Origin of the sequence: Streptomyces sp. NPDC006339 (assembly GCF_040612775.1) — a bacterium.
Classification (GTDB): Bacteria; Actinomycetota; Actinomycetes; order Streptomycetales; family Streptomycetaceae; genus Streptomyces.
The window spans coordinates 136,945-158,097 of sequence record NZ_JBEXQW010000007.1; the positions used below are offsets into that span (position 1 = coordinate 136,945).

Annotated in this window: 23 protein-coding genes; 13 read left to right on the forward strand and 10 right to left on the reverse strand. The window is 71.8% G+C overall.

The features are described from left to right. Positions 1-59 precede the first annotated feature (59 nt). The 8 genes from ABZ135_RS07945 to ABZ135_RS07980 all read left to right on the forward strand — a co-directional run bounded on the left by ABZ135_RS07945 (position 60) and on the right by ABZ135_RS07980 (position 4,906). On the forward strand, positions 60-1,046 hold the full coding sequence (locus tag ABZ135_RS07945; protein ID WP_356692936.1) for a helix-turn-helix transcriptional regulator: 987 nt from the start codon (positions 60-62) through the stop codon (positions 1,044-1,046). A gap of 192 nt (positions 1,047-1,238) precedes the next feature. Continuing rightward, positions 1,239-1,466, forward strand: a complete 228-nt coding sequence (locus tag ABZ135_RS07950) for a hypothetical protein (protein ID WP_356692938.1) — start codon at positions 1,239-1,241, stop codon at positions 1,464-1,466. Beyond that, positions 1,444-1,971, forward strand: a complete 528-nt coding sequence (locus ABZ135_RS07955; RefSeq protein WP_356692940.1) for a DUF6879 family protein — start codon at positions 1,444-1,446, stop codon at positions 1,969-1,971. Before ABZ135_RS07950 ends, ABZ135_RS07955 begins: the two co-directional genes overlap by 23 nt. A 152-nt stretch (positions 1,972-2,123) precedes the next feature. Beyond that, a complete protein-coding gene (locus ABZ135_RS07960; protein WP_356692942.1) occupies positions 2,124-2,342 on the forward strand; it encodes a hypothetical protein in 219 nt (72 codons plus the stop codon). Then, a complete protein-coding gene (locus tag ABZ135_RS07965) occupies positions 2,329-2,853 on the forward strand; it encodes a DUF6879 family protein (protein WP_356692944.1) in 525 nt (174 codons plus the stop codon). Before ABZ135_RS07960 ends, ABZ135_RS07965 begins: the two co-directional genes overlap by 14 nt. 23 nt (positions 2,854-2,876) lie before the next feature. After that, positions 2,877-3,683, forward strand: a complete 807-nt coding sequence (locus ABZ135_RS07970; protein WP_356693095.1) for a helix-turn-helix transcriptional regulator — start codon at positions 2,877-2,879, stop codon at positions 3,681-3,683. Between the two features lie 274 nt (positions 3,684-3,957). After that, entirely contained in the window at positions 3,958-4,401 is a 444-nt protein-coding gene (locus ABZ135_RS07975; protein WP_356692946.1) for a hypothetical protein, read from the forward strand. Positions 4,402-4,480: 79 nt separating this feature from the next. Beyond that, positions 4,481-4,906, forward strand: coding sequence for a hypothetical protein (locus tag ABZ135_RS07980; protein WP_356692948.1), 426 nt, complete (start codon positions 4,481-4,483; stop codon positions 4,904-4,906). A gap of 67 nt (positions 4,907-4,973) precedes the next feature. On the opposite strand, the gene ABZ135_RS07985 is transcribed toward ABZ135_RS07980, so the two are convergent. Next, a complete protein-coding gene (locus ABZ135_RS07985; RefSeq protein WP_356692950.1) occupies positions 4,974-5,420 on the reverse strand; it encodes an ATP-binding protein in 447 nt (148 codons plus the stop codon). A 560-nt stretch (positions 5,421-5,980) separates the two neighbouring features. Between ABZ135_RS07985 and ABZ135_RS07990 the strand changes: the two genes are divergently transcribed. Beyond that, positions 5,981-6,868 carry a helix-turn-helix transcriptional regulator gene (locus ABZ135_RS07990; RefSeq protein ID WP_356692952.1) on the forward strand — a complete coding sequence of 296 codons (888 nt, stop codon included), beginning with the start codon at positions 5,981-5,983 and terminating at the stop codon, positions 6,866-6,868. Further along, positions 6,865-7,074, forward strand: a complete 210-nt coding sequence (locus ABZ135_RS07995) for a DUF397 domain-containing protein (protein ID WP_356692954.1) — start codon at positions 6,865-6,867, stop codon at positions 7,072-7,074. The genes ABZ135_RS07990 and ABZ135_RS07995 overlap by 4 nt, the downstream gene beginning before the upstream one ends. Positions 7,075-7,180: 106 nt before the next feature. Here ABZ135_RS07995 and ABZ135_RS08000 read toward each other — a convergent pair whose 3' ends face one another. Genes ABZ135_RS08000 through ABZ135_RS08015 form a run of 4 tightly spaced genes read right to left on the reverse strand, consistent with a single transcriptional unit; the run spans position 7,181 to position 12,940 of the window. Next, the gene (locus ABZ135_RS08000; RefSeq protein ID WP_356692956.1) at positions 7,181-8,341 is read right to left on the reverse strand and encodes an acyl-CoA dehydrogenase family protein; all 1,161 of its coding nucleotides are present in this window, start codon (positions 8,339-8,341) and stop codon (positions 7,181-7,183) included. 8 nt (positions 8,342-8,349) lie between these two features. Next, entirely contained in the window at positions 8,350-9,285 is a 936-nt protein-coding gene (locus tag ABZ135_RS08005) for a hydroxymethylglutaryl-CoA lyase (protein ID WP_356692958.1), read from the reverse strand. Beyond that, positions 9,282-11,282 carry a biotin carboxylase N-terminal domain-containing protein gene (locus tag ABZ135_RS08010; protein WP_356693097.1) on the reverse strand — a complete coding sequence of 667 codons (2,001 nt, stop codon included), beginning with the start codon at positions 11,280-11,282 and terminating at the stop codon, positions 9,282-9,284. Before ABZ135_RS08010 ends, ABZ135_RS08005 begins: the two co-directional genes overlap by 4 nt. A 50-nt stretch (positions 11,283-11,332) precedes the next feature. Then, on the reverse strand, positions 11,333-12,940 hold the full coding sequence (locus tag ABZ135_RS08015) for a carboxyl transferase domain-containing protein (protein ID WP_356692960.1): 1,608 nt from the start codon (positions 12,938-12,940) through the stop codon (positions 11,333-11,335). Positions 12,941-13,034: 94 nt separating this feature from the next. On the opposite strand from ABZ135_RS08015, the gene ABZ135_RS08020 reads away from it, so the two are divergent. Together ABZ135_RS08020 and ABZ135_RS08025 are read left to right on the forward strand one after the other, a co-directional pair. Further along, on the forward strand, positions 13,035-13,637 hold the full coding sequence (locus ABZ135_RS08020) for a TetR/AcrR family transcriptional regulator (RefSeq protein ID WP_356692961.1): 603 nt from the start codon (positions 13,035-13,037) through the stop codon (positions 13,635-13,637). Positions 13,638-13,711: 74 nt separating this feature from the next. Beyond that, positions 13,712-14,494 (forward strand): phosphatase, encoded by a 783-nt coding sequence (locus tag ABZ135_RS08025; RefSeq protein ID WP_356692963.1) that lies wholly within the window; start codon positions 13,712-13,714, stop codon positions 14,492-14,494. A 35-nt stretch (positions 14,495-14,529) separates the two neighbouring features. Here ABZ135_RS08025 and ABZ135_RS08030 read toward each other — a convergent pair whose 3' ends face one another. The 4 genes from ABZ135_RS08030 to ABZ135_RS08045 all read right to left on the reverse strand — a co-directional run bounded on the left by ABZ135_RS08030 (position 14,530) and on the right by ABZ135_RS08045 (position 18,819). Further along, positions 14,530-15,495: a cation diffusion facilitator family transporter gene (locus tag ABZ135_RS08030; protein ID WP_356692965.1), complete on the reverse strand. Its 966-nt coding sequence runs from the start codon at positions 15,493-15,495 to the stop codon at positions 14,530-14,532. Positions 15,496-15,518: 23 nt separating this feature from the next. Continuing rightward, positions 15,519-16,388 carry an acyl-CoA thioesterase II gene (locus ABZ135_RS08035; protein WP_356692967.1) on the reverse strand — a complete coding sequence of 290 codons (870 nt, stop codon included), beginning with the start codon at positions 16,386-16,388 and terminating at the stop codon, positions 15,519-15,521. Beyond that, on the reverse strand, positions 16,389-17,546 hold the full coding sequence (locus ABZ135_RS08040; RefSeq protein ID WP_356692969.1) for an acyl-CoA dehydrogenase family protein: 1,158 nt from the start codon (positions 17,544-17,546) through the stop codon (positions 16,389-16,391). Positions 17,547-17,622: 76 nt separating this feature from the next. Further along, the gene (locus tag ABZ135_RS08045) at positions 17,623-18,819 is read right to left on the reverse strand and encodes a helix-turn-helix transcriptional regulator (protein ID WP_356692971.1); all 1,197 of its coding nucleotides are present in this window, start codon (positions 18,817-18,819) and stop codon (positions 17,623-17,625) included. A gap of 163 nt (positions 18,820-18,982) precedes the next feature. Here ABZ135_RS08045 and ABZ135_RS08050 point away from each other — a divergent pair, with 163 nt between their 5' ends. Next, complete coding sequence (locus tag ABZ135_RS08050) at positions 18,983-19,588, forward strand: hypothetical protein (RefSeq protein WP_356692973.1); 606 nt, start codon at positions 18,983-18,985, stop codon at positions 19,586-19,588. 18 nt (positions 19,589-19,606) lie between these two features. On the opposite strand, the gene ABZ135_RS08055 is transcribed toward ABZ135_RS08050, so the two are convergent. Then, positions 19,607-21,121 carry a PucR family transcriptional regulator gene (locus ABZ135_RS08055; protein ID WP_356692975.1) on the reverse strand — a complete coding sequence of 505 codons (1,515 nt, stop codon included), beginning with the start codon at positions 21,119-21,121 and terminating at the stop codon, positions 19,607-19,609. Positions 21,122-21,153 lie beyond the last annotated feature (32 nt).

Sequence of the window (21,153 nt, forward strand, 5' to 3'; positions counted from 1 at the left end):
CTTCAAGATCAGATATCTCCTGCGCAATCAGGCTGGAAACAACCCATGGGGGGGTTGAAGTGCTGGAAGTACTGGGGCTCGACGTCGAAGAGGAGTCCGTCTACCGGGCGATGCTGTCCGTGCCGGCCGGCGGGGTCGAGGACCTGGCGGCCCGGCTCGGAATGACCGAGTCCCGGGTGCGGGACGCCCTCGACCGGCTCGTCGACCTGGACCTTCTGACGCCGTCGCGGGACTCCGCGGGCGGCCTGCGGGCGGTCTCCCCGGACGTCGGCCTCGACACCATGATCCGGCGGCAGGAGGCGGAGCTCGCCCGCCGCCAGGAGCAACTGGCCCGCAGCAAGGCGGCGGTGGCCCGCGCGGTGGCCGAATACGCGCACCTGCGGCCGAACACGGAGACCGAGGAGGCGGAGCGGCTGGTCGGCCTCGACGCCATCCAGGACCGGCTGGAGATCCTGACCCGCGGCCTCGCCCAGGAGTGCCTGTCGATCATCCCGGGCGGGGCGCAGTCGCAGCGCAGCCTGGACGCCTCGCGCCCGCTCGACGAGGAGGCCATGGCCCGCGGGGTCCACCTCAGGGCGGTCTACCAGGACAGCGCCCGCAACGACGGGCCGACCCTGGCCTACGCCCAGTGGACGACCGAGCGCGGCGGCCTGGTGCGGACGAGCCCGGTGCTGCCGCCCCGCATGCTGATCTTCGACCGGCGGGTCGCCCTCGTCCCCATCGACCCGGAGAACTCCCGCCTCGGCGCCCTGTGCACCTCCTCCTCCGGGATCGTCGCCTCGCTCGTCTCCCTCTTCGAGCAGACCTGGGAGACGGCCGTCCCCCTCGGCGCCGACCACCGGCAGCGCCCCGACGACGGCATCACGGCCGGCGACCGCGAACTCCTGCGCCTCCTGGCATCCGGCCTCACGGACGAGGGCGCCGGCAAACGCCTGGGCATCTCCGTCCGCACCGTCCGCCGCCAGATGGCCGCCCTGATGGAACGCCTCAACGCCACCAGCCGCTTCGAAGCGGGCCTGAAGGCGGCCCAACGCGGCTGGCTGTGACCGCGACGGCGCCCGCCGCGCACGGAAGGGGTGCGCGGCGGGCCCGAGCTGCGGCCTTCGGCCACCGACGGCCGCACGACATTTGGCCAAGGGTGTCGTCTGCTATGCAAGACCGTGCAAGTTTGATGCGCTCAACGTGTCCGCCCGTGCAAGCTCTCGAGGAGATCGTCAGCGACGAGTGAGGAGTACGCCATGGCTCTGTACAAGCTCGGCAAGGACCCCGAGAGCAAGGACGGTGGCTCACCCACCATCTACTTGGACGACGAGCGGGATACGTACCTGGTGCAGGGGTTCAAGGTGACGGATTGCGAGCGTCGGGATCAGATGGACATCCCCAGCCACGAGGACGTCATCGAGCTGCCGCGACGTATGGTCCGATTCTTCCTGGAGGTGAACGGTGACGGCGGTCCCGTCGTTTGAGGAACTGCTCGCTTCGACCCGGCACAGCGCCATCCATCTGGAGATGCGCGACGGGTACATGGAATCCGACCCCAGTTTCATCGCGTGGAAACAGGGGCTGCGGGACCTGCCCGAGGACAACGACCCCGAGATTCGTCACTGGCTGCGCTGGGTGCGTCAGGCCACCGACCGTGGGGTGAAGATCCGCCGGGCCCGCGTGTTCTCCGTACCGGAGTCCGACTACATCCGGTTCGAGCACCACGTTTCCGACGCCAACGTGACGGCCGGTGAGGAGATCCGCTGGCTGCCGCGCCGCAAGGCCACGGACATCGCCTTCCCCGGAAACGACTTCTGGGTCTTCGACAACAAGACCGTGTTGGTTCTCCATTTCGACGGAAACGGCGAGACCGCCCCCGGAGACTGGTGTGAGTTGACCGAGGACCCCACTGTCCTCAAGTTGTGCGTCAGCGCCTTCGAGGCCGTCTGGGGCCGCGCCACACCGCACGCGGAGTACCGGCCTTCCTGAAGGCGCACCGCCCGTGACCACGTCGCCCTCATCGGCCGTCCAAGACACTCGCGTCGGTCTCTTTCCTGTCCTGGAAAGCCGTCTGCCTTGACCTTGATCGCTGGAGGGCGGAAGCATCGAGCAGGGCACTTGTGACGACATGAGGGGAAGCCATGACCGCTGAACCGCTGCGTAAGCTGACCGGTGACACGGAGTGCAAGAACGGCACCTGCCCGACCCTGTGGACCAGGACGGCCACGGGCGACTACATCGTCCAGGGTTACGTGATCAGCGATCCCGCCGAGCTGGCTCAGCTCGACCTGCCCGCCGGTGAGACGGCCGTCCGCGTCCCCGCTGCCATGCTCGAGGAGTACTTCCGTGGCCGCTCCTGACCTTGTGACCGGCGAGGACTTCGGCCGGCTCTTCGACACCTTCGAGCGGACCGCTTTCCGCCTGGAAACCCTGGCCGCGTACGACGTGGAAGAGGAGCGGGAGGAGATGGCCCGCTTCTTCGCGGGAGAGGACATGGGCCCCGAGTGGCACGACAATCCCTGGGTGCGCTCCATGACGGACAAGGGCAAGCAGGTGTCCCGTGTCCACGTCCTGACATCGCCGCTCTCCGACTACCTGCGCTACGAGCTCGCGGCGTATCCGGGCAACATCAGGGCGGGTGAGACCATCGGCATCATCGATCGCGCCGAGCAGACCGTAGAAGGTCTGCCGGATCACGACTTCTGGTTGTTCGACGATCGGCACGTGTATCGGATGCACTACACCGAAGAGGGTGCGTTCGTCGGCGGCGAATTGTTGGCCACCGACCGGCTGGCCGAATACCACGCATACCGAGACAGAGCTCTGTCTGCCGCTGTGCCCTTTGCGACCTACTGGGAGCGGCACCACTGAGCACGCGGTCTCTTGGAAAAGCCCTGCGGGCGTTGCGGGAAGTGTCGGGACTGACCGGCGTCACCGTGGCTCGCAAGGCTTCCATGTCTGCGGGCAAGCTGTCGAAGATCGAGAACGAGAAGGTTCGCCCCTCCGTCCAGGACGTCGACCTGATCCTCACCGCCCTCGGCGTGTCCGAGGAGGCGAAAGACGAATTCATAGCGACGGCGCGCGCGGAGGCCACGGAAGCGACAGCCTGGCGCCTTCTGCGCCGCATGGGCCCGTGGAAGCACCAGAACACCATCAAGGCCATCGAGGCCAGTACCCGCGTGCTCAGACTCTTTCAGGGACAGCTCATCCCGGGCCTGCTCCAGACGCCGGAGTACATGACGGCCGTGTTCGGCCTTCCCCCGGCGCTTCCAGAGGAGACAAAGGCTCGCACGGTGGCTGCTCGCGTCGAGCGACAAGCCGTCCTGTACGACGCCGGCCGGTCCTTCCGGTTCCTGATCTGTGAACACGTCCTGCGGTGGCTGGTCAGCGAGCCGACCGTCATGGCGCTACAACTGGACCGGCTTGTGTCGGTGTCCAGACTTCCGCACGTTTCCCTGGGGGTCGTGCCGGTCGGCCCACGCATGCCGGACTTTCCCATGACCTGCTTCAGCCTCCACGACGACCGACTCGTCATCGTGGAGACATTCCACTCGGAGATCACCACGACCGACCCGAAGGACGTGCAGCTCTATGCCGATACCTTCGACCGCTTCTCCGACGTAGCGCTCTACGGCGACCCTATGCGCGCCCTGGTCGAGCATGTCCGCGACGAACTCTTGCGGCAACAGGAAAGCCCCTAGATCACAGCCGGCGCCAAGGCCACGCTCTCAACGGAGGCAACAGAGAGGTGGGCACCATGGCAATCGCGGCGAGCCCGATCATCGACGAATACGGCACGTACGCGCCCGCGGGACATATCTGTCCTGCCTGTCGGCAGGTCTTCGAGCCGGCTGATCCTGTCCGGCGCGGATATCGGCGTCAGGAGGACGCCATGAGTCTGGTCCCCGCCTATTGGCACGCGAACCGGTGCCCTCAGCAGGTGCCGGTCATTCCCACGGACGAAAGGACTTCCTCGTGACGGTCGCACCCGAAAGGCCCGTCGCGCTCCGGCGCGGCAGGGACCTCGTGTCCCCTGAACTGTTCGACAGGCTGACGGCGTTCTGTGCCGAGGAGTACGAGCTCGACCCGGCGATGGCAGGTCGGGTCATGAACGAAGGGCTGGCGTTCCTCTGGACCATGGGGACGACCGGGAAGGGCGACGTGATGGCGCCCAGCAGGGACGTGGATCCGGCCTGGCACACGTTCATGCTCCACAGCCAGGAGTACGCCGAGTGGTGCGACGAGCACTTCGGCCGTTTCCTGCACCACGCGCCGAACTCCAAGACGCGTACCACCGGGCTCATGCTCGACGTCATGGACCTGATCCGCGACGCCGGGTTCGAGGTGGACCGGTCGCTGTGGGGGTTTGCCGCGGAGTGCAACGAGCCGGCGTGCTGTTCCGACGGCCCGTGTTGCTGATCTGACCCCCTCATCGGACGACGCGCGGCCCGGACGTGGAGAAGACGTCCGGGCCGTGCTGCTGAACGGAGTCGACGATATGCACGACAGCGCCGGCGTGGAAGGCCGCAGCCGGGCTTGCGTCTTCCGTCTGTTCGGGGCCGTCTTCGGCTACGCGACCCATCACCTCGACGGGCGGAGGCTGGGTGAGGTGGGGGTCGTCGAGCCACTGACTCCGGGTGTCGACTGGTCGAGGCTGTGGCAGTGGGCGGCCGACATGAACAAGGAGACGGCCACCGAGACGGAGAAAGGGCGGTGGATCATGCTCCAGGCCCACCGGGCCTTCGTCTGCGGCGATCTCCTCGCCCGGTGGGACCGGGTGGACTGGAAGCTGCAACCCGGAGGCCGGCGCATCGGCTTCGGTCACTCCTACTGCAACCGGTACGAACTGTGGACCGGCAACCTGACCGTCGAAGGCACCACACCGGACATGGTGGCGCCCCAGCCCTCGATCTACGGGGCGTAGAGCGGGAAAGGGCCCTGGCCGTCCGCCGGTAGGAATCCAGGCGGATGGCCAGGGCCGTTCGGTGGGGTCAGGAGTGATCCTCGTACGTGCCGGGGTGCTGCGATTGAGGCGTCAGCTCGGCCCAGACGAGCTTGCCCGAACCCTCTCGGTCGGAGACGCCCCACTTCTCCGAGAGCGTGTCCACGAGCGGAAGTCCCCAGCCGCCTCCGGCGTCAGCCGCGGGCAGGGCCATCAGTGGCCGATGCTCGGACGCGTCGTGGACCTCGATGCGGAGTCCGACGAGGTTCGAGACGAAGCGCGTCTCGATCTCCCGTCCCGGCACGCGTCCGTGCCGGACCGCGTTGGTCAGCAGCTCGGAGAGTACGAGCGCCGCCGCATCCTCGAGGTCCCGCAGCTCCCAGTCGGCCAGCGCCTTGCGCAGCGCGCGCCGGGCCAGCGGGACGCTCTTCGGGCCCTGGGGCCACCGCATGATGATCGGTTCGCGTTCGTGCGGGGTGGTGGAGGTCCGTTCCATCAGGCCGCCACCTCCACACCGTGGATCAGGCGCGGCCCCACGTCCACGCCATGAACGGCCAGCCACAGCGCCCGCCGCCTCTGCCGTTGCAAGCGGGCTCGCTCTCTTTCCTCGTGGGCAACGAGATAGGGGCGTACGAGCCGGCAGTCCTCGCCCCGGAGGGCGGGCACGCCACGAGGTGGAGGTGCCGCCGCCGTCACGGCGCGAGCGGAGTCGGCACACCGGCGTCGGCGGCCGGTCGGCGGCAGTAACAGCCGCAACAGCAGCCCGACGAGGCGGGCGATAGGGTGACGCATGTTGACGCTCCTCTGAAGCGTTGGCCATGCCCCCGGACCGGTCCCAAGTCGGTTGCGGGGGTCTCCTTTTCACAGGTGCGGCGCGCTGGTGAAAGCGGTGAGGGCGCGCCGTTGCACGTGGCGGACCACCGAGATCACGCTTCGTTCGGTGTCGCCTACGCTCAGTAGGATGCACGCAACGAAGAGATTGGGCAACGTTGCCCGACAGTTCTGTTGCCCAGGAGGGGTGACGGGCGAACTGGCGTCTGATAAACGGAGGTTGTGATGCAGGGGCGTCGAACACCCGAGAAGCCGTCCACCGTGCTCGGCCGCCAGCTCGGCGACGAGCTGCGGAAGTTCCGCGAGGCCGCCTCGATGACGACAGCCGACGCGGCGGCTCGACTCGACTGTACGAAAGGGAAGATCAGCCGTATCGAGAACGGCCGTGTGCCGGTACGGACGCCCGACCTTCTCGCCTTGCTCAGCGCGTACGGTGTTGATCCCGACGGCGAGACGGCCCAGCGCCTCACGGCGCTCGCCCGCACAGCGAACCGGAGGCGCCGCGCCGGCTGGTGGAACCAGTACGGGCCCGTGCTCGCGGATACCTACCGCGACTACATCGCCCTTGAGGCGACCGCTTCGAGCATCCGCACGTTCCAGGGTCAGCTCGTCCCCGGGCTCTTGCAGACCGCCGACTACGTACGGGCGGTGACGGTGGCGTCCAAGGCGTGGCAGACCCCGGACGAGATCGAGCGGTTCGTCGAAGTCAGGCTGGCGCGACAGGAACGGCTCACCGCGAGCGATCCGCTACGCCTGTGGGCGGTCGTCGCGGAAGGGGTGCTCTGGCAGGAGGTGGGCGGGCGGGACGTCATGCGTGCGCAGCTCGATCATCTGGTGCGGGCTGCAGATTTGCCCAACGTCGAGATCCAGATCCTGCCGTTCCAGCGCGGTGCGCACGCGAGTATGTTCGGCCCGTACCTCATACTCGGCTTCTCCGAAGGATCGGCACTGGACGTTGTGTTGGCCGACAACCCGACGGGGTCTATCTGGCTTGAGCAGGAGTCGGATGTCTCGCGCTACCGTGCGTTGTTCGATGACGCCCGGACGGCCGCGCTGTCGCCGGTGGAGTCGATCGCCCGGATTCGCAAGGTCGCCAAGGAGCACGGACGATGACAACCCCAAGCCGCCCCCTGCCCGATCTCACGGGTGCCCGCTGGCGCAAGAGCACGTACAGCGGCGGCAACAACGAGTGCCTTGAAGTCGCCGACGGTCTCAGCGGCGGCACCGTCCCCGTACGCGACAGCAAGACGCCGGACGGTGCGGTCCTGATATTCACGCCCAGGGCGTGGGGCGCCTTTGTCGCGGGGGTTCGCGACTGAGAGGCCCGGCCCCCCAGGGCGCGTCGCCGGCACGACGCCGTGAAAAGCAGCGTGCCCGTCGCCCCCCAGCAGGGGGCCGACGGGCACGCGGGGCAACGGGACCGGCTCAGCCGCCCAGGCCCAGCTCCCGTGCGATCAGCATCCGCTGGACCTCGCTCGTGCCCTCGCCGATCTCGAGGATCTTGGAGTCGCGCCACATGCGGGCGACCGGGTACTCGTTCATGAAGCCGTAGCCGCCGTGGATCTGGGTGGCGTCGCGGGCGTTGTCGACGGCGACCGTCGAGGAGTACAGCTTCGCGATGGCCGCCTCCTTCTTGAAGGGCTCGCCGAGGACTAGGCGGGAGGCCGCGTCGCGCCAGCCGATGCGGGCCATGTGGGCGCGGGTCTCCATGTCGGCGATCTTGAACTGGATGGCCTGGTTGTCGCCGATCGGGCGGCCGAAGGCGTGACGTTCCTTCGCGTACTTCACCGACTCGTCCACACAGCCCTGCGCGAGGCCCGTCGCCAGCGCCGCGATCGCCACCCGGCCCTCGTCGAGGATCCGCAGGAACTGCGCGTAGCCGCGGCCCTCCTCGCCGAGCAGGTTCTCCACCGGGACCCGTACGTCGTCGAAGGACAGCTCGCGCGTGTCCGAGGCGTTCCAGCCCACCTTCGAGTACGGGGCCGCGACCGTGAAGCCCGGCGTGCCGGAGGGGACGATGATCGAGGAGATCAGCGGCTTGCCGTCCGGCTTGCGGCCGGTGACCGCCGTGACCGTCACCAGGCCGGTGATGTCCGTACCGGAGTTGGTGATGAAGCACTTGGAGCCGTTGATGACCCAGTGGTCGCCGTCCCGGACTGCGGTGGTGCGGGTGCCGCCCGCGTCCGAGCCCGCGCCCGGCTCGGTCAGCCCGAACGCGCCCAGCATGTCGCCGGAACACAGCTTCGGCAGCCAGGCGCGCTTCTGCTCCTCCGTGCCGAAGCGGTAGACCGGCATCGCGCCCAGCGAGACGCCCGCCTCCAGCGTGATGGCCACTGAGGAGTCGACCCGGGCCAGCTCCTCCAGGGCGATGCCGAGGGCCAGGTAGTCGCCGCCCATGCCGCCGTACTCCTCGGGGAACGGCAGGCCGAACAGGCCCATGCGGCCCATCTCGGCGACGATCTCGTACGGGAACTCGTGCCGCTCGTAATAGTCGCCGATCTTCGGCGCCACGACGTCGTGCGCGAACTCCTCGACGGTACGGCGGAGTTCCTCGTGCTCTTCGGAGAGCCGGTGGTCGAGGGACATGGGTTTCGTCACTCCTTGTGGGAGAGGGCGCGGACGGTGCGGGACGGGCTCGGCCGGCCCAGGTGTTCGGCCATCCACGCGCTCGTGGCGGTGAGCTTGGCCAGATCGACCCCGGTCTCGATGCCGAGGCCGTCGAGCATCCACACGAGGTCCTCGGTGGCGAGGTTGCCGGTGGCGGACTTCGCGTACGGGCAGCCGCCGAGGCCGCCGGCCGACGCGTCGACCGTGGTCACGCCGTGCCGGAGCGCGGCGAGCGTGTTGGCGAGGGCCTGCCCGTAGGTGTCGTGGAAGTGCACGGCGATACGGGAGGTGGGCACCCCGGCCTCGTTCAGGGCCGTGAGCAGCGCCTGGACGTGGCCGGGCGTGGCGACGCCGATGGTGTCGCCGAGGCTGAGCTCGTCGCAGCCCATGTCGGCGAGGGCCTTGGTGACGCGGACGACCTGCTCGATCGGGACGGCGCCCTCCCAGGGGTCGCCGAAGCACATCGACAGATAGCCGCGGACCCTGAGCCCCGCCTCTATGGCCCGGGTGACGGTCGGCGCGAACATCGCGAGCGCCTCGTCGACGGTCCGGTTGAGGTTGGCCTTCGCGAAGGACTCGGTGGCGGAGGCGAAGACGGCGACCTCGCGGGCGCCGAGGGCGAGGGCCCGGTCGAGCCCCCGCTCGTTCGGCACGAGCACGGGCAGCCGCACGGGCAGGTCCCGCACCCGCGGGAACAGCTCCTCGGCGTCGGCCAACTGCGGCACCCACGTGGGGTGGACGAAGCTGGTCGCCTCGATCGTGGACAGGCCCGCCGCGGCGAGCCGCCGGACGAACTCGGCCTTCACCTCGGTCGGGACGGCGGTCTTCTCGTTCTGCAGCCCGTCGCGGGCCCCGACCTCGTGGATCCGGACCCGGGCGGGCAGCGCCGGGTCAGCCACGGTCATCGGCAGACCGGTGCTCATGCGTCCTCCTCGTCGCGGGGCGTCACCACGGCCAGGATCTGGTCCATGGCGACGGTCGTGCCGGGCCTGACGTCCAGCTCGGTGACGGTGCCGGCGTGCGGGGCGGAGATGACGTGCTCCATCTTCATCGCCTCCACCACGAGCAGGCTCTGCCCGGCCTCCACCTCGTCCCCGACCGCGACCTTCACGACCGTGACGGTCCCGGGCATCGGCGCGGCGAGCGTGTCGGCCCCGCCGTGCCGGGCGCCGGACAGCGCGGCGGCGACCGGGTCGTGGTCGAGCAGGTGCCAGGAGTCGCCGTCCCGGCCGAGCCACAGCCCCTCCGGCGAGGCGGCGACGGTGAAGCGGTGGGTGACACCGTCCACGGTCACGACCAGCGCGGAGCCGGTGGCGTCACCGGCGAGGGCGGCGGAGACGGTCTCGGTGTCCTCGCCGAGCAGCAGCTCCGCGCTCCGTGCCGCGCCCCGGGCCCGCACCGCGACCGGCTCGTGGCCGGGGACGCGGAAGTGCAGCACCGTCCAGGCCGGGGTGCCGCCGAGGCGCCAGCCCGTGCGGGCGTCGAACGGGTCGCGCCACGAGGAGCCGGTGCCGGCCGGGGCGGCCGGGAAATGACGTACCAGCGCCGCCGCCGCGTACACCTCCCGGGGGACGCCGGACGCGACCAGGCTCTCCACGTCCCGCTCCACCAGGCCCGTGTCCAGGTCGCCGGAGACCACGTCCGGGTGGGCGAGGAGACGGCGCAGGAAGCCCGCGTTGGTGGGCACGCCGAGTGTGACGAGCTCGCCGAGCGCCGCGCGCAGCTTGCGCAGGGCGGTGGGGCGGTCGGGCGCGTGGACGATGACCTTCGACAGCATCGGGTCGTAGAGGGACGAGACCTCCGTGCCTTCCGCGAGGCCCGAGTCGGTCCGTACGCCCTCACCGCTCGGCTCGCTCAGCGCGAGGACCGTGCCGCCGGACGGCAGGAAGCCGCGCGCCGGGTCCTCGGCGCAGATGCGGGCCTCGATCGCCCAGCCGTCCAGCCGGACGTCGTCCTGCCCGAAGGACAGCGGCTCGCCGGCCGCGACCCGCACCTGCCACTCCACCAGGTCCAGGCCGGTGATCAGCTCGGTGACCGGGTGCTCGACCTGGAGCCGGGTGTTCATCTCCATGAAGTAGTACGAGGAGGGGTCGCCGCCCGGGACGATGAACTCCACCGTCCCCGCGCCCACATAGCCGCAGGAGCGCGCCGCCTCCACCGCCGCCGCGCCCATCGCGGCCCGGATCTTCTCGTCGAGCAGGACGCTCGGCGCCTCCTCGATGATCTTCTGGTGGCGGCGCTGCAGCGAGCACTCGCGCTCGCCGAGGTGCACCACGTTGCCGTGCGCGTCGGCGAGGACCTGGATCTCGATGTGCCGGGGGCGGTCGATCCACCGCTCCACGAGCAGGGTGTCGTCGCCGAAGGAGGACCGGGCCTCGCGCCGGGCCGCCGCGATCTCGTCCGTCAGGACTGCGAGGTCCCGCACCAGGCGCATGCCCTTGCCGCCGCCGCCCGCCGAGGGCTTCAGCAGCACCGGGGCGCCCAGCTCGCGCGCGGCCGCCTCCAGTTCGGGATCGGCGGCGCCGGGGACGACGGGCACGCCGGCCGCCTTCACGGTCTCCTTCGCCCGGATCTTGTCGCCCATCAGGGAGATCGCCTCGGCGGGCGGCCCGATGAAGACGAGGCCCGCTTCCGCGCAGGCCCGGGCGAAGCCCGCGTTCTCCGCGAGGAAGCCGTAGCCGGGGTGGACGGCCTGCGCGCCGGTGCGGGCGGCCGCGTCGAGCAGGGCCGGCACGGAGAGGTACGACTCCGAGGCCGGGGCGGGCCCGATCCGTACCGCCGTGTCCGCCTCCCGTACGTGCCGGGCGTCGGCGTCCGCGTCGCTGTACACGGCCACCGAGCGCACGCCCATCGCGCGCAGGGTGCGGATGACGCGGACGGCGATCTCGCCCCGGTTGGCCACGAGGACGGTGTCGAACATGTGCTGCGTCTGAGGCTGCATCGTCTGAGGCTGCATCGCTCGGGGATCCCTCACATCCGGAAGACGCCGAACTGGGGGTCACCCAGGGGCGCGTTGGCACAGGCGGTCAGGGCCAGACCGAGGACCTGCCGGGTGTCCAGCGGGTCGATCACCCCGTCGTCCCACAGCCGGGCGGTCGCGTAGTAGGCGCTGCCCTGCGTCTCGTACTGCTCGCGGATCGGGGCCTTGAACTCCTCTTCCTCCTCGGCGCTCCACGCGTCGCCGAGCTGGTCGCGCTTGACGGTGGCGAGGACGGAGGCGGCCTGCTCGCCGCCCATCACCGAGATCTTGGCGTTGGGCCACATCCACAGGAAGCGGGGGGAGTAGGCCCGGCCGCACATCGAGTAGTTGCCGGCGCCGAAGGAGCCGCCGACGACGACCGTCAGCTTCGGCACGCGCGTGGTGGCCACCGCCGTCACCATCTTGGCGCCGTGCTTGGCGATGCCGCCGTGCTCGTACGCCTTGCCGACCATGAAGCCGGTGATGTTCTGCAGGAAGACCAGCGGGATCCCGCGCTGGTCGCACAGCTCGATGAAGTGCGCGCCCTTCTGGGCGGACTCGGCGAACAGGATGCCGTTGTTGGCGACGATGCCGACCGGGTGCCCGTGGATCCGGGCGAAGCCGGTGACCAGGGTCTGCCCGTACTCGGCCTTGAACTCCTGGAAGCGGGAGCCGTCCACCACCCGGGCGATCACCTCGCGCACGTCGTACGGGGTGCGGGAGTCCACCGGCACCGCGCCGTACAGCCCGTACGGGTCGACCTTCGGCTCCTCGACCGGCTCCACCGACCAGGGCAGCGGGCCGCGCTCGGGCAGGGTCGCGACGATGTTGCGCACGATCCGCAGCGCGTGGGCGTCGTCCTCCGCCAGGTGGTCGGTGACGCCGGAGATCCGGGAGTGGACCTCGCCGCCGCCGAGCTCCTCCGCCGTCACGACCTCGCCGGTGGCCGCCTTCACCAGCGGCGGGCCGCCCAGGAAGATCGTGCCCTGCCCGCGGACGATCACGGCCTCGTCGCTCATCGCCGGGACGTAGGCGCCGCCGGCCGTGCAGGAGCCCATGACCGCCGCGATCTGCGGGATGCCGGCGCCGGACATCCGGGCCTGGTTGTAGAAGATCCGGCCGAAGTGCTCGCGGTCGGGGAAGACCTCGTCCTGCATCGGCAGGAAGGCGCCGCCGGAGTCGACCAGGTAGAGGCAGGGGAGACGGTTCTCCAGCGCCACCTCCTGGGCGCGCAGGTGCTTCTTGACCGTCATCGGGTAGTACGTGCCGCCCTTGACCGTCGCGTCGTTGGCGACGATCACGCACTCGCGCCCGCCGACCCGGCCGATGCCCGCGATCACGCCGGCCGCCGGGGCCTGGTCGCCGTACATCCCGTGGGCGGCCAGCGGGGCCAGCTCCAGGAACGGCGAGCCCGGGTCGAGAAGCGTGTCCACGCGGTCGCGCGGCAGCAGCTTGCCGCGCGCGGTGTGCCGGGCGCGGGCCTTCTCGCCGCCGCCGAGCGCGGCCGCCGCGAGCTTGGCGCGCAGGGTCGCGGCCAGCTCGTGATGGGCCGCCTCGTTGGCCTGCCAGGCCGCGGACGCGGGATCCGCCGCGCTCGTCAGCACAGGTGCCTGCTGCATCCCTCGAGCTCCCTTGCTCGGTTAATGAGCGTTAACGCATGTCGTATGGCGCTCAGGTTAACGACCGCTAACCGGGTTGTCTAGAATCGAATCCATGACCACCACTTCCACCCCGACGACCGGCCGCGTCGACGCCCCGACGCGACGCGAGCAGATCCTCAAGGAGGCCGCCCGCCTGTTCGCCGAGCGCGGCTTCCACGGGGTGGGCGTGGACGAGATAGGGGCCGCGGTCGGCATCAGCGGCCCCGGCCTCTACCGCCACTTCCCCGGCAAGGACGCGATGCTCGCCGAGCTGCTCGTCGGCATCAGCGAGCGGCTCCTCGACGGCGGCCGGCTGCGGGTGGCCGAGTCGGACGGCGACCCACGCGCCCTGCTCGGCTCCCTCATCGACGGGCACATCGACTTCGCCCTCGACGACCGGCCCCTCATCACCCTCCACGACCGCGAGCTCGACCGCCTCAAGGACGAGGACCGCAAGCGGGTACGGCAGCTCCAGCGCCAGTACGTCGAGCTGTGGGTCGCCGTCGTGCGCGAGCTGTACCCCGACGCGGGCGAACCCCAGGTCCGCGCCGCCGTCCACGCGGTCTTCGGCCTCCTCAACTCCACTCCCCACCTCGGCGCCCCCCTCGGCCGCCCGGCCATGGAGACCCTCCTGCGCGACCTGGCGCACGGCGCCCTGGGAGCCCTGGCCGGCTGAGGTCCGCCCGGGGCCCGCCCCGGCGGCGGGAAACGGCGTACGGGGCGGGGCGGGTGCCCGGCAGAATGGGGGGCATGCCGATACTCAGCCGCGCCGCCCTCGTCGAGCACCTCGTCCGGACCCGTATCGCCGGGGACGTCGCCACGCCCCGCGACAACAACCTCAGCCACTACCGGAAGCTCGCCAACGGCGACCGGCACTACTGGCTCGGCCTGGAGTTCGGCGACCGCTGGAGCGACGAGCAGGACGTCCTCGCGGTGATGGCCGAGCGCTGCGGAGTCGTCGACGACCCGGCGCACCGCACCGGGCAGGACACCATCGACCCCGAGCTGACCGTCGCCGCCCTCGACCGCATGGCCGCCCGCCTCGCCAAGGCCGCCGCCGGGAAGGAGCGAGTGCTCTTCGCGACCGGCCACCCCGGCGCCCTGATCGACGCCCACAGCCGGGTCGCGGCGGCGCTGCGGGCCCGCGGCTGCGAGATCGTCCGCATCCCCGGCGGGCTGGTGGCCGACGAGGGATACGTGGTGCAGTTCGCCGACGTCGCCGTCTTCGAGCGGGGCGCCACCCTGTGGCACACCCACTCCCCGGAGCCGATGAACGCGATCCTGGACGCCCTGGAGTCCCTCGGCGAGCCCGCCCCGGACCTCGTGGTCGCCGACCACGGCTGGGCCGGCCGCGCGGCCCAGCGGGGCGTCGACTCCGTCGGCTACGCCGACTGCAACGACCCGGCCCTCTTCCTCGCGGAGGCCGAGGGCACCATGCAGGTCACCGTCCCCCTCGACGACCACGTCCTGGACCCGCGCTCCTACGAGCCGCTGACGGCGTACCTGCTGGACACGGCGGGCCTGCTGGACTGAGCCCCGCTCCGGCCCCCGGGCCCCGCCCGTCGCCGTCAACCGCGGCCCGGCGTCGGGTCCAGGTAGACGCGGCGGACTGCGGGGAAGCGGGTGCGGAGGCGGTTCTCCGCCTCTTCGCAGGCGCGTTCGATCTCCGCGGCCGTCGCCACGTCCCGGAAGTCGACCTTCGCCGCCACCAGGACCTCGTCCGGGCCCTGGATCAGGGTCGTGAGATCCAGGACGTCCACCACCTGCTCCACCGCGAGCAGCTCCTCGCGGACCGCGGCCCGCAGGGGGCGGGGGAGTGGCCGGCCGATGAGGAGTTGCGCGTTGGAGCGGCCGAGCACCCAGGCCACGTACACGAGCAGCGCGCCGATCAGGAGCGAGGCGACGCCGTCCCAGACGCCGGAGCCGGTGAGCTGGCCGCCGAGCAGGCCGCCGGCCGCCAGCATCAGGCCCGCGAGGGCGGCGGAGTCCTCCATGACGACGGCCTTGACCGTCGTGTCGGGGGTCAGGCGCAGATAGCGGGCGAAGGGCGCGTCCAGCCGGTCCGCCTCCGCCCTGACCTGCCGGACGGCGGTCCGCAGCGAGAAGCCCTCCAGGACGGCGGCGACGCCGAGCACGAGGTACGCGACGAGGGGGTCGCCCGGCTCCTCGCCGTGGATGAGGGTGTGGACGCCGTCGTACACGGAGAAGACCGCTCCGCCGACGAAGGTGGCGACGGCCGCGAGCATCGCCCAGACATAGCGCTCGCCGCCGTGCCCGAGGGGATGGTCCTCGTCGGCCGGCTTCTCGCTCCGCTTGAGCGCCGTGAGCAGCATGACCTCGGTGACCGTGTCGGCGACCGAGTGCGCCGCCTCGGAGAGCATCGCGCTCGACCCGGAGATCACGCCCGCCACGGCCTTGGCGGCGGCGATCCCGAGGTTCGCCGCCGCGGCCACGATCACGGTGAAGGTGCTCTCACCGTTCTCGCCGTTCCCACCGTTCTCGCCGTTCCCACCGCGCTTCCCGTTGTCCGCCATGAATCGGACGGTATGTCCGCTCGTCAGCGCGGGACGCGAACGACACCCTCCTGGATGACGGAGATCGCCAGGCGCCCGTCCTGCGTGTAGATCCGGGCCTGGCCGAGGCCGCGCCCGCCGGAGGAGGTGGGCGACTCCTGGTCGTAGAGGAGCCATTCGTCCGCCCGGAAGGGGCGGTGGAACCACATCGCGTGGTCGAGGGAGGCACCGACGACGTCGCCGAGCGCCCAGCCGCCCCGGCCGTGCGCGAGCAGGACCGAGTCGAGCAGCGTCATGTCGGAGACGTACGTGGCCAGGACGACGTGCAGCAGGGGGTCGTCGGCCAGCTTGCCGTTGGTGCGGAACCAGACCTGCGAGCGCGGCTCGCGCGGCTGCCCGACCGAGCCCCACGGCGGTACGTCGGCATAGCGCAGGTCCACGGCGGCGCGGGCCTCGATCAGCCGGTCCGCGACCTCCCGGGGGAGGTGCCGGGGCAGCATCTCGTCGGCCGTCGGCAGCGACTCCGGGTCCGGGGCGGGCGGCATGTCCGCCTGGTGCTCCAGGCCCTCCTCGTACGTCTGGAAGGACGCCGACAGGTGGAAGACCGGCTGGCCGTGCTGGACCGCGACCACCCGGCGGGTGGTGAAGGACCGGCCGTCGCGGATGCGGTCGACCGTGTACACGATCGGCGCGCCCGGGTCCCCGGGGCGCAGGAAGTACGCGTGCAGGGAGTGGGCGAGCCGGTCACCGGGGACGGTCCGCCCCGCCGCCACCAGCGCCTGGGCGGCCACCTGGCCGCCGAAGACGCGGGGGACGAGGGCGGAGCGGGACTCGCCCCGGAAGATGTCCTGCTCGATCCGCTCCAGGTCGAGCAGAGCGAGCAGGTCATCGAGTGCGGTGTGCGGGTCGGGCACTTACAGACCCATCGACTTGGCGATGATCGACTTCATGATCTCGCTGGTGCCGCCGTAGATGCGGTTGACGCGGTTGTCGGCGTACAGGCGGGCGATCGGGTACTCGTTCATGTAGCCGTAGCCGCCGTGGAGCTGGAGGCAGCGGTCGATCACGCGGTGGGCGACCTCGGTGCAGAAGAGCTTGGCGGAGGCGGCCTCCGCCGGGGTCAGCTCGCCCGCGTCCAGGGCCTCCAGGGCACGGTCGGCGACGGCCTCGGCGGCGTCGACCTCGGCCTGGCAGGCGGCCAGCTCGAACTTGGTGTTCTGGAAGTGTGCGACCGGCTTGCCGAAGACCGTGCGGTCGGTGACGTACTGCTGGGCGAAGCGGACGGCGGCCTTGGCCTGCGCGTAGGCGCCGAAGGCGATGCCCCAGCGCTCGGAGGCCAGGTTGTGGCCGAGGTAGGAGAAGCCCTTGCCCTCCTCGCCGAGCAGGTCCTCGGCCGGCACCTTGACGTCGACGAACGCCAGCTCGGCGGTGTCGGAGGTGCGCAGGCCCAGCTTGTCGAGCTTGCGGCCGATGGAGTAGCCCTCGGACTTGGTGTCCACGGCGAAGAGGGAGATGCCGAAGCGGCGGTCCTCGGCCGAGGGGGCGGAGGTGCGGGCGCAGACGATGACGCGGTCGGCGTGGACGCCGCCGGTGATGAAGGTCTTGGCGCCGTTGAGGACGTAGTGGGTGCCGTCCTCGGAGAGCTTGGCGGTGGTCTTCATGCCCGCGACGTCGGAGCCGGTGCCCGGCTCGGTCATCGCGAGGGCCCACATCTCCTCGCCGGAGACGAACTTCGGGAGGTAACGCTTCTTCTGCTCGTCGGTGGCGAGCATCTTGATGTACGGGAGCGCCAGGAGGACGTGCACGCCGGAGCCGCCGAACTGCACGCCCGCGCGGGCGGTCTCCTCGTAGAGGACGGCCTCGAACTTGTGGGTGTCCAGGCCGGCGCCGCCGAACTCCTCGGGCACGTTGATGCCGAAGACGCCCAGCTCGCCGAGCTTGTAGTAGAAGTCGCGGGGCGCCTGACCGGCGGCGAACCACTCGTCGTAGACCGGCACGACCTCGGCCTCGATGAAGGCCCGGATGGTCTCCCGGAACGCCTCGTGGTCCTCGTTGAATACGGTACGGCGCACGGTGCGACTCCTCCGGTGTCCGGGCTCAGTTTTCTAAGCGCTTGCTCAGTCGGTCGTCAACGAAGTTACCCAGCGGTCACCCGCCCTGTCCAGAGTCCTCACGTGTGATCCAGGCCCGCCCGACGGAGTCGTACCCGTACACCGGCCGCCCCTCGGCTCCGCTCGTCCGGAAGGGCGCGCCGTCCTCGTCCCCGATCCGGACCGTGCCCCGGCGCCCCTCCGAGCTCCACTCCAGCTCCAGGTACCAGCGGCAGTCACACCCGGCCGCCCCCGCCGAGATCAGCAGCTCCTCCGGCTCGGCGGCGCTGACCGCGTACGGGAAGGAGACCGCCGGGAGCGTGCGGCCCTCCTCCCCGGAGGCGTCGTACCCGTCCAGTGCCCGCGCCACCGGCCGCGGCCGGTCCAGGTCCACCTCGAAACGGCGCGGCGTCACCGCGCTGCCGCACCCGTCGTCCGTCCGGTACGCCGCCCACGGCAGCGGCGCGCCCCGCTCCACCACCCGCACGTGCAGCGCCTGGAGCACCACCGCCGCCGCGCTCTTCCCCTGCACCGACACGCGCACCAGCGTCCGTCCGCCGTCCACGGCCCGCTGCGCCGCCGCCCAGCTCCGCGCGTCGGCCGCCTGCGGCGGGGGAGGAGGCATCCGCTCCACGAGGTAGGTGTGCCCGCACCCGTTCTCCCAGAGGTGCGAGGCGACCGTCCACGTCAGCGGCGGCGGCGGTCCGGCGGCCGGCTCCCGGGTCTTCCCGGGCAGGAGTACGGCTCCGAGCGTCACCATCGCCACGACCGCCGGCACCACGCCGACCACGACCGCCCAGCCCCACCGGCGCCTCCGCCGCTCGGCCGGGAGGTCCGGCACGCGCGCGTGCACGGGTTCCGGCTCGGAGGCGGACGCGGGCTCCGGCGCGGGCGCGGGCTCCGGGGTCGGCCCGGGCTCGGGCTCCGGTGTCGGCCCGGGCTTGGGTGCCGGCTTCCGTACCGGGGCGGGCTCGGGCGCGTGGGCGGGCTGCGGCGCCGGAGGGCGGCGGGTGCGGTCCGCGCGGGTCCAGGCCGCCTCCAGGGCCCGCCGCTCCTCCTCGTCCGCCCCGCACAGCAGGGCGAGGCGGTCGACCACGGCGAACTCCTCCGGGACGGTCGCGCCCGAGCAGTAGCGGTGGAGTGTGGACGCGCTGACGCTCAGGCGCCGGCCCAGCGCCTCGTAACTCCTCCCGTCCCGTGCCTTGAGCGTGCGGACGAGCCCCGCGAATTCCTCGACGGCGGCGTCCTTCGGCATTCCATCCCCCTCGACCCTGCGTCCCACCCTTTACATCCCTGCACGTCAGCGGGGGTGGAATGGTTCCGGGACGGACGGTGGGCGCGTCACCGTTGCAGGCGGCGGGCGCCGGCCCGACGCTGGTCGAGCACTGACCGAACGACCCGACGGGGGATCCACCAGCATGAACAGGCTCCGTACCGCACTCGCCACCGCCGCCGCTGCCGCCCTGGGCCTCGCGGCCCTCGCCACGGCCCCGGCGCAGGCCGCCGCCCAGCCCGCCTTCCTCGCGGCCTCCCAGATGCCGCCGTCGTCGACGCCGTGGACCGCCACCCAGGTCTTCACCGGCGTCCCGGAGAACGGCGGCGCCCTCTGCGCCCCGTACAAGATCCCGGCGCAGAACACCCGCTACCGCGAGTTCACCACCGAGCTCGACACCAACGGCGTCCAGATCACCACCGTCGCCCGCACCGAGGCCGACGCCGTGAAGCTGGTCGACACCCTCCGCAAGGCCCTCGCCGGCTGCGGGCCCCTGCTCGAGCAGCAGAACCCCGGGCTGGACGCCGTCAGCGCGTACCACGGCAAGCTCGCCGTCGAGGAAGGCGCCTGGGTGTACAGCCTGGACACCGCCGACCCGCAGATCGGCAGCACCGACATCCACCTCTTCTCCGTCGGCCGCGACGGCCGCACCGTCACCTTCGTCCGCTGGGGCCAGATGGGCGACCTGAAGGACGCCCCGCTGACCGGCTTCCGCACCACGACGAAGACGGCCGTGAACAAGCTCCACTGAGCCGGGAGCTTCTCCCGGTCACACGGCCCGGAGGGCGAACCACAGCTCCATCCGGACGTCCGGGTCGTCCAGGTCCCGGTCGAGGAGCGCGGCGGCGCGGGCGATCCGCTGCCGGACGGTGTTGCGGTGGATGTCCATCGCCACCGCCGTCCGGTCCCAGCTTCCGTGCAGCGACAGCCAGGTCCGCAGCGTCTCGGTCAGCGGCCCCGGTCCGCCGAGCGGGGCGAGCAGTGCGCGGGCGTACGCGGCGGCCTCGTCCCGGTCCACGAGGCCGGCGAGCCCGGTCGCGCGGTGCCGGACCAGGGCGGCCCGGGTGGCCTGCGCCCGCCGCAGCGCCCGGGCCGCCTGCGCGTCGGCGGCGGGCAGGTCCGCCGCCTCGGCCGGGGCGCTGACCCCGAGGGTCCAGCCGGGCCGGGCGGTGACGGCCTCGTCGGCGGGGAGGAGCAGCCGTACGGCCTCGGAGCCGCCCTCCACCAGCGGCGTCCCGAGCGCCGCCGCCAGCGCCGCCGCCGCGAACGGGGTGCCGTCGCCGCCCCGGGCGTGCACGACCGTCCACGGGCCGGGGCCCAGGGCGCGCGCCGCCTCCGCCGGGGGCGCGCCGAGGAGCAGCCGGACCAGGGCGGTGTCCCGGGCGGTGACGTCGGCGGCGCGGTGCGGGGCGGTGAGGAGGGAGAGCAGGACGACCGCGACGCCCGCGATCGTGTGGTCGCCCGGTTCCAGGCGCTCGGTGGCCACGCCGAGGGTCGGCCCGTCGCCGCCGCCCAGCGCGTACGCGGCGAGCCGCAGCCCGCCGCCGTCACCGCTGGCCGACGCGGGGCCGCCCGGGCGGGGCCCGACCACCCCCGCGAGATCGGCGAGCGCCCGCGCCGCCTCGGGCGGGATCTCCCGGCCGGCCGCCGCCACTTCGGTACGGAGGGCGGTGCCCGGAGCGCCCGTGCCGCTCGGAGCGGCCGTACCGCCCGCGGCTGTGCCGGCCGGGCCGAACAGCACCGCGCGGCCGCGCAGGCGGGAGGCGAGCGCGCCGAGCACCGCCGGGACGGGCGAGGGGCGGGCGGCCGCGGCCGCCAGGGACTGCTGGGCCTCGCTCACCCGGCGCAGCTCGTGCAGCCGCGCCTCCGCCATCAGCCGCCACAGCGCCCGGGCCACGGCCGTGAACGGCGTCTTCGGAGGGACCTCCACGAGCGGCAGGCCCTGGCGCGCGCAGGCCGCGACGAGCTCCGGCGGCACCGTGTCGTACACCGGGGTCACGCCGAAGCCGAGCGCCGCCGCCCCCGCCTCCACCACCCGCTCCACGTAGCGCGCCGGGTCCGTGAGCTGCACGCCCGCCGTCATCAGGAGCTCGCCCCCCAGCAGATACGGGTAGGGGTCGGCCATCTCCGAGGTGTGCACCCAGTGCAGCGAGACGTCGTCGGGTCCCGTGAGCAGCCTGAGCCCCAGTTCCGCGCGGGCGAGCAGCGCGGACAGCGGGACCGGCGGTGCCGGGGGAGTGGAGCCGGGCTCCGGAGCAGCCGTCGCCGTCACGCTCATGGTCATGGACCCTTCGTACATCCCCCGTACGTACAGTG